Source organism: Streptomyces sp. NBC_00252, assembly GCF_036187565.1.
Lineage (GTDB): Bacteria > Actinomycetota > Actinomycetes > Streptomycetales > Streptomycetaceae > Streptomyces.
Window position 1 is genome coordinate 831,816 of the sequence record NZ_CP108087.1, and the last position, 17,683, is coordinate 849,498.

At 69.8% G+C, this 17,683-nt stretch carries 15 protein-coding genes; 9 read left to right on the forward strand and 6 right to left on the reverse strand.

The genetic code is table 11. From position 1 onward, the window contains the following. Nucleotides 1-75 precede the first annotated feature (75 nt). Entirely contained in the window at nt 76-2,307 is a 2,232-nt protein-coding gene (locus OHT77_RS03670) for an MMPL family transporter (protein ID WP_328834140.1), read from the reverse strand. 211 nt (nt 2,308-2,518) lie between these two features. Between OHT77_RS03670 and OHT77_RS03675 the strand changes: the two genes are divergently transcribed. Together OHT77_RS03675 and OHT77_RS03680 are read left to right on the forward strand one after the other, a co-directional pair. Beyond that, nucleotides 2,519-3,244 (forward strand): TetR/AcrR family transcriptional regulator, encoded by a 726-nt coding sequence (locus OHT77_RS03675; protein WP_328826501.1) that lies wholly within the window; start codon nt 2,519-2,521, stop codon nt 3,242-3,244. A gap of 59 nt (nt 3,245-3,303) precedes the next feature. Further along, on the forward strand, nt 3,304-3,960 hold the full coding sequence (locus OHT77_RS03680) for a maleylpyruvate isomerase N-terminal domain-containing protein (RefSeq protein ID WP_328826503.1): 657 nt from the start codon (nt 3,304-3,306) through the stop codon (nt 3,958-3,960). A gap of 73 nt (nt 3,961-4,033) precedes the next feature. Here OHT77_RS03680 and OHT77_RS03685 read toward each other — a convergent pair whose 3' ends face one another. Both OHT77_RS03685 and OHT77_RS03690 read right to left on the reverse strand, forming a co-directional pair. Then, nucleotides 4,034-5,812, reverse strand: a complete 1,779-nt coding sequence (locus OHT77_RS03685; RefSeq protein ID WP_328826504.1) for an FAD-binding dehydrogenase — start codon at nt 5,810-5,812, stop codon at nt 4,034-4,036. A gap of 135 nt (nt 5,813-5,947) precedes the next feature. Continuing rightward, nucleotides 5,948-6,646, reverse strand: coding sequence for an SDR family NAD(P)-dependent oxidoreductase (locus OHT77_RS03690; protein WP_328826506.1), 699 nt, complete (start codon nt 6,644-6,646; stop codon nt 5,948-5,950). Between the two features lie 83 nt (nt 6,647-6,729). Here OHT77_RS03690 and OHT77_RS03695 point away from each other — a divergent pair, with 83 nt between their 5' ends. Continuing rightward, nucleotides 6,730-7,608 carry a helix-turn-helix transcriptional regulator gene (locus tag OHT77_RS03695; protein WP_328826507.1) on the forward strand — a complete coding sequence of 293 codons (879 nt, stop codon included), beginning with the start codon at nt 6,730-6,732 and terminating at the stop codon, nt 7,606-7,608. A gap of 10 nt (nt 7,609-7,618) precedes the next feature. On the opposite strand, the gene OHT77_RS03700 is transcribed toward OHT77_RS03695, so the two are convergent. The 3 genes from OHT77_RS03700 to OHT77_RS44980 form a co-directional block, all read right to left on the reverse strand. After that, nucleotides 7,619-8,533, reverse strand: coding sequence for an expansin EXLX1 family cellulose-binding protein (locus OHT77_RS03700; protein ID WP_328826508.1), 915 nt, complete (start codon nt 8,531-8,533; stop codon nt 7,619-7,621). Between the two features lie 178 nt (nt 8,534-8,711). Further along, entirely contained in the window at nt 8,712-9,308 is a 597-nt protein-coding gene (locus tag OHT77_RS03705; RefSeq protein WP_328826509.1) for a hypothetical protein, read from the reverse strand. A 140-nt stretch (nt 9,309-9,448) separates the two neighbouring features. Beyond that, complete coding sequence (locus OHT77_RS44980; protein WP_443047914.1) at nt 9,449-9,715, reverse strand: carboxylesterase family protein; 267 nt, start codon at nt 9,713-9,715, stop codon at nt 9,449-9,451. Here OHT77_RS44980 and OHT77_RS03710 point away from each other — a divergent pair. From OHT77_RS03710 to OHT77_RS03735, 6 genes are all read left to right on the forward strand, one after another. Next, complete coding sequence (locus tag OHT77_RS03710) at nt 9,645-10,298, forward strand: ROK family protein (RefSeq protein WP_328826511.1); 654 nt, start codon at nt 9,645-9,647, stop codon at nt 10,296-10,298. The two genes, OHT77_RS44980 and OHT77_RS03710, sit on opposite strands and share 71 nt — an antisense overlap. A gap of 130 nt (nt 10,299-10,428) precedes the next feature. After that, nucleotides 10,429-11,436 carry a LacI family DNA-binding transcriptional regulator gene (locus OHT77_RS03715; protein ID WP_328826512.1) on the forward strand — a complete coding sequence of 336 codons (1,008 nt, stop codon included), beginning with the start codon at nt 10,429-10,431 and terminating at the stop codon, nt 11,434-11,436. A 256-nt stretch (nt 11,437-11,692) separates the two neighbouring features. Next, complete coding sequence (locus OHT77_RS03720) at nt 11,693-13,027, forward strand: ABC transporter substrate-binding protein (protein WP_328826513.1); 1,335 nt, start codon at nt 11,693-11,695, stop codon at nt 13,025-13,027. A gap of 7 nt (nt 13,028-13,034) precedes the next feature. Beyond that, nucleotides 13,035-13,982, forward strand: coding sequence for a carbohydrate ABC transporter permease (locus OHT77_RS03725; RefSeq protein WP_266778448.1), 948 nt, complete (start codon nt 13,035-13,037; stop codon nt 13,980-13,982). A gap of 77 nt (nt 13,983-14,059) precedes the next feature. Then, nucleotides 14,060-14,866 (forward strand): carbohydrate ABC transporter permease, encoded by an 807-nt coding sequence (locus OHT77_RS03730; protein ID WP_328834141.1) that lies wholly within the window; start codon nt 14,060-14,062, stop codon nt 14,864-14,866. A 29-nt stretch (nt 14,867-14,895) separates the two neighbouring features. Continuing rightward, on the forward strand, nt 14,896-17,625 hold the full coding sequence (locus tag OHT77_RS03735) for a glycosyl hydrolase-related protein (protein ID WP_328826514.1): 2,730 nt from the start codon (nt 14,896-14,898) through the stop codon (nt 17,623-17,625). The last annotated feature ends 58 nt before the right edge of the window (nt 17,626-17,683 follow it).

The following is a 17,683-nucleotide window of genomic DNA, read 5'->3' on the forward strand; positions in this document are numbered from 1 at the left end:
AATCATCTTAGCCCTAATGCACTCAGTCGCAACTGGTCGCAACCGCGGCAGCTCACCCGCAGCGATCCGCCCTGGTCAGACCTGCGTCGAGTTCTTCCCGTACGACGGCTCGGCCACCAGAGCCGGCGCGTTCGCGGGCTCGTGCGCCGGGCCTCCCTCGCTCAGGCCGAACCGGTCGTGGAAGCGGCGCAGGAAGCCGGGCGCGTACCAGGCCGCGCGGCCGAGCAGGCGCATCGCGGCGGGGACGAGGATGCCGCGTACGGCGACGGCGTCGATGAGGATCGCCAACCCGCTGCCCAGGCCGAAGAGCTGCATGAAGCTGAGCTTGGCCGTGCCGAAGGCGAAGAAGCTCACCGCGAGCAGGCAGGCGGCCGCGGTGACGATGCGGCCGGTGTGGCCGAGGCCGTTGGTGACGGCGGACTCGTTGTCCTCGCCGAGGTCGTGGAGTTCCTTGATCCGGCTGGTGACGAAGACCTCGTAGTCCATGGAGAGGCCGAAGGCGATGCAGAACATCAGCACGGTCATCGACACGTCCATGGGCTGGGCCGTGAAGCCGAGCAGCGAGGACAGGTGGCCGTCCTGGAAGATCCAGGTCATGACGCCGAGGGTCGCGCCGAGGCTGACCACGTTGAGGAACAGTGCGCGCAGCGGCTGGACGACGCTTCCGGTGAACAGGAAGAGGAGGAGGAAGGTCGTGAGGGCGACCAGGGCCACGGCGAGCGGGAGCCGGCTGCCGACGGAGTGCTTGGAGTCGACCAGGACGGCGTCAACTCCCCCTACCAGGGCGCGAGTTCCGGCGGGCGGGGCAACCGCCCGTACGTCCCGGACCAGGTCCTGGGCCGCGTCGGATTTCGGGGTCAGGGTGCTCACCACGTTGATCTGCTGGGCGTCGGGCCGTCCGAGGGCGGCGGTGCCGGGGCCGGTCGCCGCGGACTGTCCGTCGCCGTAGGTTCCCGTGCTGGTCTCGACGCGGGCGACGCCCTTGAGCCCGGCGAGTTCGGTGGCGTACGACTCCAGTGGGGTCTTGCTCACGGCCGTGTCGATGACGATGTGGACGGCGGAGTCGTCGCTGCCGTGGAACTTCTCGCGCAGGAGCGAGGAGACCTGGCGGCTGGCGGCGTTCTCGGGCAGGACGCGTTCGTCCGGGGTGCCGAAGGTGATGCCGAGGAGCGGGGAGGCCGCGACCAGCAGGACCGCGAGGACGGGCAGCGCGGTGAGGGCGGGGCGCCGCATGACGGTGGCGGCCAGGCGCCCCCAGAAGGGTGTGCGGGTGGTGGAGTGTTCGCGCTTCGCCCAGGGCAGGCGGCCGCCGTTGACCCGGTGGCCGAGGACGGCGAAGAGGGCCGGCATGACGAACAGGGTGCTGACGGCGGCGATGACGACGACGCCGACACCGGCGTAGCCGAATGAGCGCAGGAAGTACTGCGGGAACACCAGCAGCGCGGCGAGCGCGGCGGCCACGGTCGCCGCGGAGAACGCGACCGTACGGCCCGCCGTGCTCACCGTGCGCCGTACGGCGTCGTCGACGCTCGCCCCGGTCGCGAGCTGCTCGCGGAACCGGCTGACCATCAGCAGCGCGTAGTCGATGCCGAGGCCGAGGCCCAGCGCGGTGGTCAGGTTGATCGCGAAGACGGAGACGTCGGTGACGCTGCCGAGGAGGTACAGCTCGGCGAAGGTGCCCGCGATGGCGATGGTGCCGATGGCGAGCGGCAGCAGGGCCGCGATCATGCTGCCGAAGACGAGCAGGAGCAGGACGAGGGTGAGGGGTACGGCGATGGACTCGGCCAGGACGAGGTCCTTGGCCGACTGGGTGCCCATGCCGCTGGTCACGGCGGCACCACCGCCGGCCCGGACCGTGAGTGTCTTCTCGTAGGTTCCGGTGTAGGTGTCGATGACGCTCTTCGTGTTCTCGTCCCGCTCGGTGTCGTTGCCCTTCACATGGGCGAGCACCATGGCGTCACGGCCGTCCGTGGAGCGGAGGTCCGAACTGCCCGTGTCCCAGTACGAGATGACGTTCTCGAGGTTCTGGTCCTTCTTGAGGCGGGCGACCAGGTCCTCGCCGCTCCGCCGCGCGGCCGGGGCGTCGACGCGGCCGTCCGAGGCGCTGACCAGCAGGACCAGGTTCGTCTCCCCGCCGAATGTGCGGTCGATGACCTTCTCGGCCCGGGAGGACTGGGAGGCGGGGTCGTCGTAGCCGCCTCCCAGCAGCTTGGCGAAGGCGCCGGCGCCCAGGACTCCCATGAGGGCCACAGCCAGGACGGCGACGACGAGCACCAACCGGGAGCGGCGGATGGCCAGTTCGGCTATGCGTTCAAAAACGCCTGATCTCCTTGGATATCCATAATTTGCTGTCTATACAGTGAAAGAGGCGCGAAACAGCCGGAGTTGAGGAAAGGGGGCACTCTTCGTCGCCGGGCACGACGTTAGTGAGGACCAAGAAGATTTGGCAGTGTTAGATTTTCCTCACACCTTGCAACTTTGAGGCGCGTGGACGGAGTTGGCGTCGTACGGTCGTCTCATGGCCGTCGATGAACGCACCACCGCCCCGCCCTCTCTGCGTGAGCGGCGCCGGGCCGCCGCGACGCAGGAGATCGTGGACGCGGCCGAGCGCCACCTCACCGAACACGGGCCCGCGGCGCTGTCCCTGCGCGCGGTCGCCCGCAGTCTCGGCATGACGGTGCAGGCGCTCTACCACTACTTCCCGAGCCGGGACGCCCTCGTGACGGTGCTCGTCACCAAGGGGTACGAGGACCTGGCCGATGCCGTGCAGGCCGCCGTCGACGCCCCGTCGGACGATCCGGACCTGCCCCGCCTGGTGCTCGCGACCGAGGGGTACCGCCGGTGGGGCATCGCCAACCCGGAACGCTTCCAACTCCTCTACGGCACACCGCTCCGGGACTACGCCGCACCCGCCGACGGCCCGACCACGCAGGCCTCACGCCGGATGAGCGCGATCTTCGAGCGCGAGCTGTTCGCGGGGTACAGCACGGAGCAACTGGCCGCGATCGACGCCCCCGTGCTCTCCCCCGCACTCCGCGGCTACCTGGAGCAGCTGCCGCACTACGGCCAGGGGAACCTGCCCGCCCCCGCGACCGCGCTGCTCATGAGCGCGTGGGGACATCTGCACGGCCTGGTCGCCCTGGAGGTGTTCGGGCACACATCCTTCCTCGGTGACCATCAGGCCGAGCTGTTCCGCATGGCCATGCGGAACCTGCTGGCGGACATGCACCGCAGGATCCCGTGACACGCCCACGTGAACGCCGTTGCTTGCCGGTCGCGTTGACGTCGCACTAGCTTGCCGACGTGGATCTCTTCGCGCGTTCCTGGACGGCGCTGCTCGCAGCGGTGGCGGCCCTCTCGGACGAGGACTTCGCGCGGCCGTCGGGCTGCGCCGGCTGGCTGGTACGGGACCTGGTCTGTCATCTGGTCATCGACGCCCAGGACGTCCTGATCACCCTCGTCACTCCCGCCGACACGGAACCGACCCGCGACGCGGTCACCTACTGGACAGTCACCCAGACACCGCCCACCGGCGACGACCCGCTCGATGCGCTGATCGTCCGGCTGGCCGCCGCGTACGAGGAGCCCCGGCTGCTCAAGTTCCACCTGGACGACGTCGGTTCGGCAGCGGGCCGCGCCGCCCGGCTCGCCGATCCGGACCTCCGGGTCAGCACGCAGGACGAGGTCCTCACCGCGGGCGACTACCTCTCCGCGTACGTCCTGGAGTGGGCCCTGCACCATCTCGACCTGGTCGCGCACCTCCCGGACGCGGCGGGGCCGTCGGCAGAAGTGCTCGCCGGGGCACGGGAGTTGCTGGAGAGGATCGCCGGTGCCGCGTTCCCGTCCTCGTTCTCCGATACGGCGGCGCTGCTCGTCGGCACCGGCCGGCGCGCGCCGGCCGACGAGGAGAAGGCCCAACTGGGCTCACTGGCCGCCAAGTTGCCGCTCGTCCTGGGATAGCCCCGCTCCCTCCCCCGGCAACTCGGCCCGAGGGCGGCCGAGTTGCCGAGAGAACGACGAGCGGCCGTGGCACTCAGAGCGCGGCGGCCGCCGCACGGCCCGCCTGGCGGCCGGAGAAGAGGCAGCCGCCGAGGAAGGTGCCCTCCATCGAGCGGTAGCCGTGGACTCCGCCGCCGCCGAAGCCGGAGACCTCACCGGCCGCGTACAGACCGGGAATCGCGGTGCCGGTGGCGTCGAGGACGCGGCCCGAGAGGTCGGTCTGCAGGCCGCCCAGGGTCTTGCGGGTGAGGATGTTGAGGCGGACGGCGATCAGGGGTCCGGCGCTCGGGTCGAGGATCTTGTGGATCGCGGCCGTGCGGCTGAGCGAATCCCCGGTGTAGGAAAGGGCGTTGCGGATGCCCATCACCTGGGCGTCCTTCGAGTACGGGTTGTCGATCTCGCGGTCCCTGGCCTCGATCTGCCGTTGCAGGTCGGGGAGTTTGATCAGTCCGTCGCCGGTCAACTTGTTCATTCCCAGGACGAGTTCGGAGAGGGTGGTGGCGGTGATGAAGTCGACGCCGTTCTTCCTGAACTTCTCGATCGGCTCCGGCGTCTGCCAGATGCGCGAGAGCAGCTTCAGGATGTCCTTGTTGGTGAGGTCCGGGTTCTGCTCCGAGCCGGAGAGCGCGAACTCCTTCGCGATGATCTTGCTCGTGGTGACGAACCACGAGTAGTCGTAGCCGCTCGCGGTGATCGAGCCGAGGGTGTGGAGGGTGTCGTAGCCCGGCATGTCGGGGGCGGAGAACCGCTTGCCGGTGGCGTCGAACCACATCGAGGACGGTCCCGGGAGGATGCGGATGCCGTGGTCGGGCCAGATCGGGTCGTAGTTCCTGAGGCCCTCGGTGTAGTGCCACATCCGGTCGGGGTTGACGATACGGCCGCCCGCCGACGCGGTGATGCCGAGCATCCGGCCGTCCACGTAGGCGGGCACACCGGTGATCATGGTCTTGGGCGGGTTGCCGAGCCGGGCGGGCCAGTTCTGGCGTACGAGATCGTGGTTGGCGCCGATGCCGCCCGACGTCACGATCACCACAGGGGCGTTGAGCTGGAAGTCGCCCACCACGGTGCGGGAGGTGGCCTTGCCGCGCTGGGCGGTGCTGGGTTCGAGGATCGCGCCGCGCACACCCGTCACGGCACCGTTGGTGCGGACGATCTCGTCGACGCGGTACCGGAACTTGAAGGTCACCTTGCCGCTCGCGACCCCGGCCCGCACCTGCTTCTCGAACGGCTCGACCACGGCCGGTCCCGTGCCCCAGGTGACGTGGAAGCGGGGCACCGAGTTGCCGTGGCCGTCGGCGAGGCCGCCGCCGCGCTCGGCCCAGCCGACGATCGGGAACCAGCGGATGCCGAGGCCGTAGAGCCAGGACCGCTTCTCGTTGGCCGCGAAGTCCACATACGCCTCGGCCCACTTGCGGGCCCAGTAGTCCTGCCCGGTCGGGTCGTCGACACCTCGGTCGAAGCCGGCCGTGCCCAACCAGTCCTGCCAGGCCAGCTCCTGGGAGTCCTTGATGCCCATGAGCCGTTGTTCGTCGGAGTCGATCAGGAACAGCCCGCCGAAGGACCAGAACGCCTGGCCGCCCAGGTTGGACTCGGGTTCCTGGTCCAGGAGCAGTACTTTCTTTCCGGCTGCGACCAGTTCGGCGGTCGCGACGAGGCCGGCGAGGCCGTGGCCGACGACGATGGCGTCGGCGTCCGAGGTGCCAGCCGCGAACGCCGGTACCGCGTGCGCCGCCAGAGCGGCGCCTGCGGCGACACCGCCGGCCACCGTCAGGGCTCTTCGTCGGCTGATCGTGGTGGGGGCCGAATTCTCCATGGGGTGCCTTCCGGGTCGGTACGGGAGGTGCGGGAGAGGTGTTCGACACGTGGAACGTGCCGCGACACCTCTGTTGTTACCGCCGGTAGCACCCCGGGAAACCAAGCTGTGTCGGCCGTGTTGCGGGGACCAGGTTCAGGACCAGTCGATGGGCCCGTGACGGTCGACGAACCGGCCCGATCCTGCCCCGGGTTCCTCGGTCGCGAGCCGGACGATCGCGTCCGTTCCCTCGGTAACGGTCTGCGGGCCACTGTGGCCGTTGAGGTCGGTCGCGGTGTAGCCGGGATCGACGGCGTTGACGCGAACTCCCTTGATTCCCTTGGCATATTGAGTGGTCAGCATGGTGAGGGCCGCCTTGGAGGCGGTATACAGCGGCGCGACGACGGAGGACTCGACGCGCGCCGGGTCGTGGGTGATGGCGAGCGAGCCCATGCCGCTGCTGACGTTGATGACGACGGGGTCGGCCGAGCGGCGCAGCAGCGGGAGGAACGCGGTGGTCGTCCGGACCACGCCGAAGACGTTGACGTCGAAGACGCCGAGCGCGTCCGCGCCCGTGAGGTCGGCGGGGTCGCCGTGCGGGCCGTGCACACCGGCGTTGTTGATCAGGACGTCGAGTACGCCCTCGTGGGCGGCGACGTCGGCCGCCGCGGCCGTGACGGAGGCGTCGTCGGTGACGTCGATACGGACGAACCGCGCACCCAGTGCGGCGGCGGCCTCCGCGCCCCGCTCCTCGTCACGGGCTCCGACGATCACGGTGTGGCCGAGGGCGAGGAGACGGCGGGCGGTCTCGTGGCCGAGGCCCTTGTTGGCTCCGGTGATGAACGTGGTGGTCATGCGTCGATCGTCCCCACCGCGCCGCCGCTCTGCCAGGGACGCTTCGACCGTAGGAACGGCAGTACCAGGGCAGGTGGGGCAGGATGGAGGACATGGCGACACACGAGGGGCTCGGGCTGGGGGCGACGATCCGTGCCTGGCGGGAGCGGCTTTCCCCGTCGGACGTGGGGCTGCCGTCCGGGCGGCCCCGGCGTGCGGCCGGTCTGCGGCGGGAGGAACTCGCCGAGCGGGCCGGAGTGTCGGTGGACTACGTGGTGCGCCTGGAACAGGGGCGGTCCACGGCGCCCTCGGCACAGGTCGTCGCCTCGCTCGCGCGGGCCCTCCAGCTGACCGCCGTGGAACGGGATCACCTCTACCGCATGGCCGGGCTGGTCTCGCCGAACGAGGAGCCGATCCCGGACCACCTCCCGGCGGGGGTGCATCGCGTGCTGAACCGGCTCGGGGATGTCGCCGTCGCCGTGTTCGCCGCCGACTGGCAGCTGATCTGGTGGAACGCCGGGTGGGCGGCGCTGCTCGGCGACCCGTCGGAGAAGCCGCCCGAGCAGCGGAACTTCGCCCGCGAGCGGTTCCCGGTCGATTCCGGCGACGACGTACGCATCGCCGCGTGGCCGGTGCTCGTGCGAAACGGCGACGCCTCGGACCTCGCCGTCGTGTCGGACCTGCGGCGCGCCACCGCCCGCTTCCCGCAGGACGTCCGCCTTGCCGAGCTGATCCGTCAACTCGCCGCGGGCAACGCGAAGTTCGCGCGACTGTGGGCGAGCGGGACCGTGGGCGCACACCGGGAGGACCGCAAGACGGTCGAGCATCCCGAGGTGGGACCCGTGGAGGTCGACTGCGATGTCCTGACGGACGGCGACTCCGACCTGAAGATCGTCATCTTGACGGCCGCGCCCGGGAGTTCGGACGAGGAGAGGCTGCGGCGGACGGTGGCCCGCGACGCCTTCCGCGCGCCCACCTCCTGACCGGAATGGATCAGTGCTTGGCGAACTGGACCCGGGTCGACTGCGTGACGTTCGCCCGCACCGCGAGTGGCGGGACGGTGAGTTGCTCGCCGTAGATGTCGGTGAGCCGGAGCGCGCCGCCGCAGCCGCTGCCGTCCTCGGAGAGGAAGTAGTTGTAGTCGGCGCGCTGGAGCCGACGCCAGCCACTGCCGGCGCGAACTTCCAGGCGGGCCAGGGGATTTCGGTGACCGATGGCCTGGATGCCGCACCAGTAGCGGGTGGATCCGGTCTTGTAGCGGATCGAGATCGTGTCGGTGGTGCTGGGGCTGACCAGGTTCCAGCTGATCGGAATCCGGCCCGCCGAAGGAGCGGCGAGTTTCGCGAAGGCCTGGGCGCTGAGGTCGATCTGGCCGACCGCGCACTCCCCCGGGCATTCGTTGGTGATGCGGACGGTGACGGTGGCGCCGCTCGCCGCGTGGACGGACACGTACGCCCCGCAGGCTTTGGACGACTCGAAGTCCGTGGTGTTCATCGCGCCGGTCAGCACGTCACCGCTCGGGTCGTACATGCAGGCGCCGCCGCCGTCCGCGTCGTAGAAGGTGGCGAGGCCCCGGTAGGTGACACCGGGGCGGATGCGTCCGGCCAACGAGGCGGTACCGGACGCCTGTTGTGGAGCCTTCGTGGCCGCCGGGGCGGTGGTCGCGTGGGTGGTCGGCGTCGGGGACGGCTTCTTCGAGGCGGCAGTAGCTCGTGGAGAGGGGCTCGAAGTGCCCCTCGCGGAGGGCGAGTTCGACGCTGGGACGGTGGCGGAGGGCTCGGTCCCGGCGCGTGCCGCCACCGACGTCGCGTCCTCGTCGTCGCTCTTGTGGCCGGGCAGCAGCACCAGCGCCAGGGAGACGACGATGAGTATCGCGGCCGCCGAAAGGAACAGCCACCGCTTGGACACCGGACCTCCTTGATGGCCACCATCCGTCGCTCGGAGTGATGGAGGAGGCGAGCGTGCCAGCCTCGGCGGGACAGCGGCAAGCCCTTTCTCCAGGAGCGTAGTTGGGGGACAGCTGGGGCTTCACCGTGCTGTCGGGCCTGTTGATGCAGACGACCGAACCCCGCCTGCCTGACGGCAGTTACTCCCGCTCGAAACCGTCGGCCCGGCTCCACCGCAGCGTGGTGCCCCTCCCGAAGACGACCCGCTGCCCGTCCTCGGAGACGGTCGCCTGCTCCCAACCGTCGAAGTCCTTCGTGAGGTTGACGCTCCACTCGGCCAGACTGCCGGTGCCGACGACCGCGAGGGACTCGGTCGGCGGCTCCCCGTCGTAGCAGTAGGAGCCGAAGTCCGCGATCGCGGCGACGGTTCCGCTCTTGGTGCGCAGGTGGATGCCCTGGCACGCGTCGATCTTGGTCCGGTAGATGACCTTCGGCGCGGTCCACGCTCTCGCCCGGGGACTGTAGTGCTGCTCGACGAGACCCTTACCGCGCAGATAGTGCAGGGCCACGCGGCGGCCGTCGTCGAGATTTGCCACGGCGTTGTACGGACTGGGGCTGCCGCTCCAGGGGAGGTCGCTCTTCTCCAACTCGGCGGTGTAGACGGAGGTATCCGGGGAGGCGCTCGCCGAGGGAGCTGTGGTCGCCGAGTCCTGGTGACCGCCGCATGCCGCCGCGGCGATCACCACCGACACCGCTGCCGCCGCCCTGACCAGCACCTGAATGCCGGGCCTGTGCATACACGCCTCCCGTCGCCCTGCCTCAGCGCAGCATAGGCACACGGTCGCGGTGGCGGACATTCAGCCGATTCACGGCGCGGTCCAGACACGCCGCTCAGCACTCAGCGGGTCGTCAAGCGCCTCCGGTACGGCGTCCCAAGTCATCGTCGTGCGGCACTTGCTGGTGTAGCGAGGCCACTGTGGGCCCGGGTCGAGGTCGCGGATGAAGGCGACCCAGCGGCTCCGTCGTACCAGGGACTGGCGGCGGAGCCGGCGACGTAGCCGCCGCCGTGGATCCAGACGAGTACCGGCAGACCGGTGCCTGAGGTCGGGTCCGGGGTGTAGACGTTGAGGAACATGGCGGCGCTGGCCGAGTACCACGCGCTCGCGGCCGAGGGTGTGGAGCACCCCGACACCGTCGCGTACATCAAGGCCGACACCGGAGTGGGCGGCGGTCTGCTCGTCAACGGCCGTGTGCACAGCGGGAGTCACGGCATGGCGGGCGAGATCGGTCATCTGCCGATCGCGCTCGACGGGCCCAACTGCCTGTGTGGCAGCCAGGGTTGCCTAGCCGTGTGCATCGGACCCGAACCCCTCCTCCACGCCGCCGGATTGGACCGCTTCGCCGAGACCGAGGGCGGCGAAGCGGCGCTGGCCGAGCTGGACCGGCGGTTGCGCGCGGGCGATGCGGACGCGGTCGCCGCGCTCGAGACCGCCGGGCACGCGCTCGGCGCCGCCGTCCTCGGCGTGGTGGGTGTCACCGACGCCGGGGAGATCGTCCTCGGCGGCTACCTCGCCACCTGGGCGGAATGGCTCCGGCCCGGACTCGACGCACGGCTCGCCGGGCGCCGCGCACTGGCGCCGGACATGCAGCCGCTCATCACCTTCGGCGTTCTCGGTGCGGAGGCCACGTTGCGGGGCGCGTTCCAGACGTGTAGCGACGCACTGCTCGACGACCCCACCAGCGTACCGACGGCCCCCGCGGCACCGGTCGCCACGCCTTTGCCATAGCGATCCGATCCGGCGCCGGCGTCCGGAACGGCGCCGGAATCCCGGGACGTGGCTTCGTCCCGCCGCCCCCGTACATGCATACTCGGGCTCTGCGCGCGCACCGGCGTTCGCGAGAAGCGGGAGGTGGGCGATGGTGGTGCCGTCGGCAACGGGGACGGAACCCCGGAAAATCACGATCAATGACGTCGCCAAGTCGGCCGGGGTGTCCCGGCAGACCGTGTCACGGGCGCTCAACGACAAGGACGAGATCGACAGCGACACCAAACAGCGGGTGCTCGACGCGGCCCGCGCACTGGGCTACCGGCCGAGCCGGTTCGCCCGCGGACTGGTCCGGCAGGACACCATGACGATCGGCCTGGTGATCCCAGATCTGCTGAACCCGTTCTTCACCGAGGTCGCCGCCGCGGCGCTGGAAGCGGCCAGGACCCGGGGCTGGCAGGTCGTCGTGTACGACACCGGCGACCGGGCCGAAGAGGAGCGCGGCACACTCCAGGTGATCAGTTCGCAGGTGGACGCGGTGATCGGCTACTTCAGCTGTCCCGAAAGCGAACTGGAGAAGTTCACGCGCGGGATGCCGGTGGTGCTCATCGGGCGTGAACAGCGCACGCGGTTCAGCGCGATCCAGATCGACGGCACGGCGGGCGTGCATGCCGCGGTCGCCCACCTGGTCGCGCAGGGGCACACCCGGATCGGCATGCTCGACCACCACACACGGGCCGAACCGAGCATCCGCCACGAGTGGTTCACCACGGCGGCGACGGCCCACGGGATCGACGGCGGCATGGTCGTCGGCGCGGACCAGACGGCCGACGGCGGCGGAGCGGCGCTCCGTGAACTGCTCGGCGACCATCCCAACATCACCGCAGTGTTCACGTTCAACGACATCATCGCGATCGGCGCGCTGCGCGAGGCGCGCAGGCTCGGCAGGAGCGTCCCGGAGGAGCTGGCGGTCATCGGCTTCGACGGTCTCCAGCTCGGGGCGCTCGTCGAACCCCCGCTCACCAGCGTCGCGCTGGACACCCGCCGGCTCGGCGCGCTCGCCATCGAGCAGGTGGCGCGGCTGTTGTCGGGGGTGGAGGAACTGGCCGCCGACGACCTCGTGGTCCGCGGTGAACTGCGGCTGAGCGGCTCCGCTTAACCCGACCGATACCCGTCAGACCCGAATGTCTTGACACTCCCCCGCACCGGAGCGCAGACTTCCGAACATTCCAAAACGCATGTCGAGGTCTATCTGCAAGCAGTCCCGTGAGCGCTCACGGGAGCGCTCACGGGACGCTCTTAGACCCCAGGAAAACGGTGTGCCCAACGTCCCTTCCACCCAGAAGGCATCCAGCCCCAGGGATCAGCATCGAGCCGCCTAGCACCGCCGCTAGTCGTTGTCTGGAACGGAAACCATGAGCAGCACAATCACGCGCATCCGCCTCGGCGCCGTAGCCGTGGCCGCCAGTGTCGCCGTACTCGCCGGATGCTCGTCGTCCTCGCCGTCGACGAAGACCTCCGCGGCCGCCTGCGCACCCGCCAAGGGCAAGGTCACCCTCCAGTACTGGAACACGGTTCCGGGCATGGACAAGGTGGTCGCCCTGTGGAACAAGAAGAACCCGAACATCCAGGTCGAGACGAAGAACATCTCCAACGACCAGTACGGCACCCTCGGCAACGCCCTCAAGGCGGGCAAGGCGCCGGATCTCGCCCAGGTCGGCTACGACGAGCTGCCCAACCTGCGCACGCAGAGCGCGTTCGTGGACGCCTCCGCCTGTTCGGCGGCCACCGCCGCCAAGTCGAAGTTCGTGCCGTGGACCTGGTCGCAGAGCAGCTTCGGCAACACCGGCGTGTTCGCCCTGCCGCAGGACACCGGGCCGATGGCCCTCTACGTCCGCACCGACATCTTCAAGAAGCACGGCATCGCCATCCCAAAGACCTGGGACGAGTACGCCGCCGCCGCGGCCAAGCTGCACAAGGCGGACTCGAGCCTGGACATCACGTTCTTCGACCCGAACAACGCCGAGTGGTTCAACGGCCTGCTGTGGCAGAACAACTCGCAGATGTACAGCTACTCCGGCGACAAGTGGCAGGTCACGGTCGCCTCGAAGCAGAGCAAGCAGGTCGCCGACTACTGGCAGAAGCTGATCGCCGGCAAGCTCGTGCGCACCGACCTCGCCAACGGTTCGACGCAGATGTACGCGGCGTACCAGAAGGACCAGATCGCCAGCTACGTCGGCGCGGCCTGGGGTTACAGCATGTTCCGCGACAACCTCCCCAAGCAGTCCGGGAAGTGGTCGATCGTCCCGATGCCGACGTGGGGCTCCGACGGCGCCTCCGGTGACTGGGGCGGCTCGACCGTCGCGTTCATGAAGGGCAGCAAGCACCTCTACGAGTCGGTCAAGTTCAACACCTGGCTCAACACCGACCCGGAGGCCCTCGCCCTGGAGAACCAGCTGGGCGGCCTCTACCCGGCGGCGAACGCGGGGCTTCAACTGCCCGCGCTGTCCAAGGGAGTTCCGTACTACAACAACGAGAAGATCTTCGACGTCTTCGCCGACTCGTCCAAGAAGATCAACACCAGCTTCGCCTGGGGCCCCACGCAGAAGACGGTGAACCTGGCGCTGCAGGACTCGATGGCCAAGGCGGCGGCCGGTGACGGCACGCTCTACGACGCGCTGTCGGCGGCGCAGGCGGCCGCGCTGAAGTCCATGAAGGACCAGGCGATCCCGGCCGAGGCGGGCAAGTGACCGCGCAATGACCGACATCGCACCCCGCGCGACGCGCGTGGTGGCATCGCCCGGGGGCCGTCGCCGTCTCAACGGCGGCGGCCCCCGGGCCGGCACCATCGTCGCCTTCGTGATCCCGTTCTTCCTCCCGTTCGTGCTGTTCTACCTGGTCCCGGTCGGCTACGCGCTGTGGCAGAGCGTCCGCGTCGTCCGCCGCACCGGCGGCCAGTACGGCACCTCGTACACGACCTTCGGCGGCTTCGACCAGTACGAGAAGGTCCTCCAGAACAGCGAGTTCTGGTCCAGCGTCGGCCGCATCGGCCTGTTCGGCATCGTGCAGGTGCCGGTCATGCTGTTCGTCGCGCTGATCATCGCGCTGCTCCTCGACACTCCGCTGCTGAAGCTCAAGTCGGTCTTCCGCATCACCGCGTTCATGCCGTACGCGGTGCCCGGTGTGATCGCCGCGATCATGTGGTCGTACCTGTACTCGCCCCAACTCAGCCCCGTCGTCGACCTGTTGAACGACATCGGGCTCAAGCCCGACTTCCTCGGCCCGGGTGCCGTGCTGTGGTCGGCGGCGAACATCTCGACGTGGCTGTGGACCGGCTACAACATGCTGATCATGTTCTCGGCGCTGCAGTCGATCCCGCAGGAGCTGTACGAGGCGGCCAGGCTCGACGGTGCCGGCAACTGGACCATCGCCTGGCGGATCAAGGTCCCGATCATCGCCCCGTCCATCGTGCTCACCACGGTGTTCTCGATCATCGGCACGCTCCAGCTCTACGCCGAGCCGGCGGTGCTGCGGCAGATCTCCTCCAACATCTCCAGCACATTCACGCCGAACATGCTCGCCTACGCGGTGGCCTCCGGGAACAACTACCAGCAGGCCGCGGCGATCTCCGTGGTCATCGCCGTCATCACCTTCGTCCTGAGCTTCGGATTCATGCGACTGACGTCGAAGAGGGCCGGCCTGTGAACAACCGAACCGTCGACAACCGCCCCGCGGGCAGGCGTTCCGTCAACCGCGAGAGCCAGGTCAGCCGTACGGCCGCCATGGCCCTGATGCTGCTCCTGGCGATCTACTTCCTGCTGCCGATCTACTTCCTGATCGTCGCCGCCACCAAGCCGCAGGGCGACCTCGCCGCCACCAACGGCCTGACGTTCTCGCACTTCAACCTGTTCGAGAACCTGCGTGTCCTGTTCAGCCGCAGCGACGGCATCTTCGGCAAGTGGATCGTCAACACCGTGATCTACGCCGTGTTCGGCGCGCTCGTGGGCACGCTGATCTCCGCGCTGTGCGGGTACGCGCTCGCCAAGTTCCGTTTCCGGGGACGGGAGTTCCTGTTCTCGGTGATCCTCGGCGGTGTCCTGGTGCCGACGACCGCGCTGGCGCTCCCGCTGTTCCTGCTGTTCTCGGCGACCGGGATCGTGAACACGTACTTCGCGGTGTTCCTGCCGAGCATCGTCAGCCCGTTCGGCGTCTATCTCGCCCGGATCTTCGCCAACTCGGCTGTTCCGCAGGAGCTGTTGGAGTCGGCGCGGCTCGACGGCGCCGGGGAGTTCCGCACGTTCTTCTCGGTGGCGTTCAAGCTGATGTCGCCGTCGCTGGTGACCATCTTCCTGTTCCAGTTCGTCGCGATCTGGAACAACTTCTTCCTGCCGATGGTGATGCTGCAGAAGGAGTCCCTCTTCCCGATCACGCTCGGCCTGTACGAGTGGAACGGCCAGACGGCCCGCGCCCCACTGCTCCAGGAGTCCGTGATCACCGGCTCGCTCGTGTCGATCGTGCCCGTGATCATCGTGTTCATCCTGCTCCAGCGGTTCTGGCGCACCGGACTCGCCGCCGGTTCCCTCAAGTGACCGTCCCCGCACAGAAGGTGTCTCACGTCATGCCCAACCCCGCTGTGTTCGTGCCCCACTTCCACTGGGACCGGGAGTGGTACGAGCCCTTCCAGGTGTTCCGGCACCGGCTCGTCGCCGCCCTCGACACGGTGCTGGAGACGGCGGAGACGGACCCGGACTTCCGGTTCACCGTCGACGGCCAGATGGCGGCGGTCGAGGACTACCTGGAGATGCGGCCGGAGAACCGCGCGCGGGTCGCGGCCCTGGTCGCCGAGGGCCGGCTCGCCGTCGGCCCGTGGCTGATCCTGCTCGACGAGTTCCTCTGCTCAGGCGAGACCATCGTCCGCAACCTCCGGATGGGCTGGGCCGCCGCGGCCGACCTGGGCGGTGCGATGCCGATCGGCTATCTCCCGGACATGTTCGGCCACGTCGCGCAGATGCCGCAGATCCTGGCGCGCGCGGGCATCGAGCACGCGGCGCTGTGGCGCGGGGTGCCCGGCTCCGTCGACGGCCACGCCTTCAACTGGCGTGCGCCGGACGGCTCCCAGGTCCGCACCGAGTTCCTCTTCGACGGCTACGACAACGGCCTGGACGTCCTGCTGGTGCCGGACCGGATCGGCCGCGCGCTCGGCGACTACGCCGAGATGACGGCCGAACGCTGGGGCACGGACCCGGTGTTGGCGATGGCGGGCACCGACCACAACGCGCCCGACCCCCAACTGGCCTCCTGGCTGCGGCAGGCCGCCGCCGAGGGCCGCCCGATCACCATCGCCACCCTCGACGAGTACCTCCGCAAGCACGTCCGCGACGAGGTCTCCGCCACCGTCACCGGCGAGCTGCGCAGCCATGTGCGCGGCAACATCCTCCCGGGTGTGCTCTCGGTGCGGCTCGGGCTCAAGCAGCGGATGGCCGTCGCCGAGCGCACGATCGACCACGCCGAGCGCGTGAACGCCCAGTGGTCGCGGCGCGACGACTCGCCGTTCCTGGCGCTGGCCTGGCACAAGATCATCGAGTCGACGGCGCACGACTCGGTCGTCGGCTCCGGCACCGACGAGACCTGCGACCAGGTCGCCGCCCGCCTCGCCGAGGCCGCGCAGACCGCGCGTGCCGTACGGGACGCGGCACTCACCGAGCCCGCCGAACTCGTTCCGAGCGACGGCCACTTGGTCGCCAACCCGCTGCCGTTCGACCGCGCGGTGCTGGTCGAGGTGGACGTCATGGCCCCGCCGGAGGGAACCGCGCTCGTCGCGACCGCCGCCGACGGTACGACGGCCCCCGTGCAGCTGATCTCCGAGGCGCCGACCGTCCTCAGCGACGAGCGCATGGACGCCTCCCAGCTCGAACGCGTCCTGCGCCGTATCCACCGCCGTGAGCTCTTCGGCCGGCAGATCGACCACTACGAACTCACCCCCGGCGCCCTGGTGTTCCACCTCGCCGAGGTGCCGACCGCGGGCCCCTTCGACCTGCTGATCCTGCGCCGTGAGGCCGCCGAGGCGGCAGCCCGACACCCGGGCGAGTGGCGGGTGTTGACCCTGGAGGAGGCACGGGCCACCGCACTTGTCCCTGTGCACGTTCCCGCCTCCGGGCTCGCGTCCTTCCGGGTCGGGCCGACCGGGGCCGCCACCCCCGCCGTACCGTCGCACGCGCCCGCCACGGCGACGGACCGCACCCTCTCCAACGGCCTGGTCGAGGTCGCGGTCGCCGCCGACGGCACCCTGGACCTGACCGGTCCCGACGGCACCGTGCTGCACGGCGTCGGGCGGCTCGTCGACGGCGGCGACCGGGGCGACAGCTACAACTACGCTCCCCCGGCGCACGACGTCCTCGTGTCGGAGCCGACGGAGATCGCCGTCGAGGTCGTCGAGAACGGCCCGCTGCGCGCACGGCTGCGGGTCACCCGCGTCTACGCGTGGCCGACCGCGCTCTCCGACGACCGCGACGTGCGCGCCGAGCGGACCGTGCCGACTCCGGTGGAGACGCTGGTGGAGGTGCGGGCGGGCGAGCCGTTCGTGCGGGTCTCCACGTCCTTCCTCAACCAGTCCGCCGATCACCGGCTGCGCTTCCATGTGCCGCTGCCCGAGCCGGTGGCCACCTCCGCGTCGGCCGGTCAGTTCGCCGTCACCGAGCGCGGGTTGACCGCCGAGGGCGGCTGGGGCGAGTATCCGCTGCCGACCTTCCCGGCCGAGTCGTTCGTGTCGGCCGGTGCCGCCACCGTCCTGCTCGACCACTCCAGCGAGTACGAACTCGTCGGCGACGGCGCCGAGTTGGCCGTCACGCTGCTGCGCGCGATCGGCTCGATCAGCGTCAACATCCACCCTCTGCGCGACGAACCCGCGGCGAGCGAGATCCCCGTACCCGGCGCGCAGGACCTCGGGATGCGGATCGAGAACCGGTTCGCCGTCCTCCCGTCGGCCACCGGCTGGCGCGGTGCGGACGCGGTGGCGCTCGCGGAGGAGTTCCGCAACGACGTCCTGGTCACCCGGGGGACGGCTCCCGCAGGGCGGCAACTGCCGTCCGACCGGCCCGGGTTGCGCGTCGACGGCGACGACGTCCTCGTCTCGACCGTCCGCCGTGTCACCGACGCCGAGCACGGGCCGGGCACCGAGGTGCGACTGACAGCGATGAGCGACTCCGGGTCGACGGTCCGGGTGGCGGGCACGTTCACCGAGGCCGCCACCGTCGATCTGCTGGGCCGGCCGATCTCCCGCGTCCAGGTCCGGGACGAGCTCGAACTCGCCCTCGGCCCCTGGGAGATCCGCACCGTCGTGCTCCGCTAGGCCGCCATGATCACCTGCGATGCCCCCCGTTCCGCCCTCACGAAAGCGTTGTGACCTC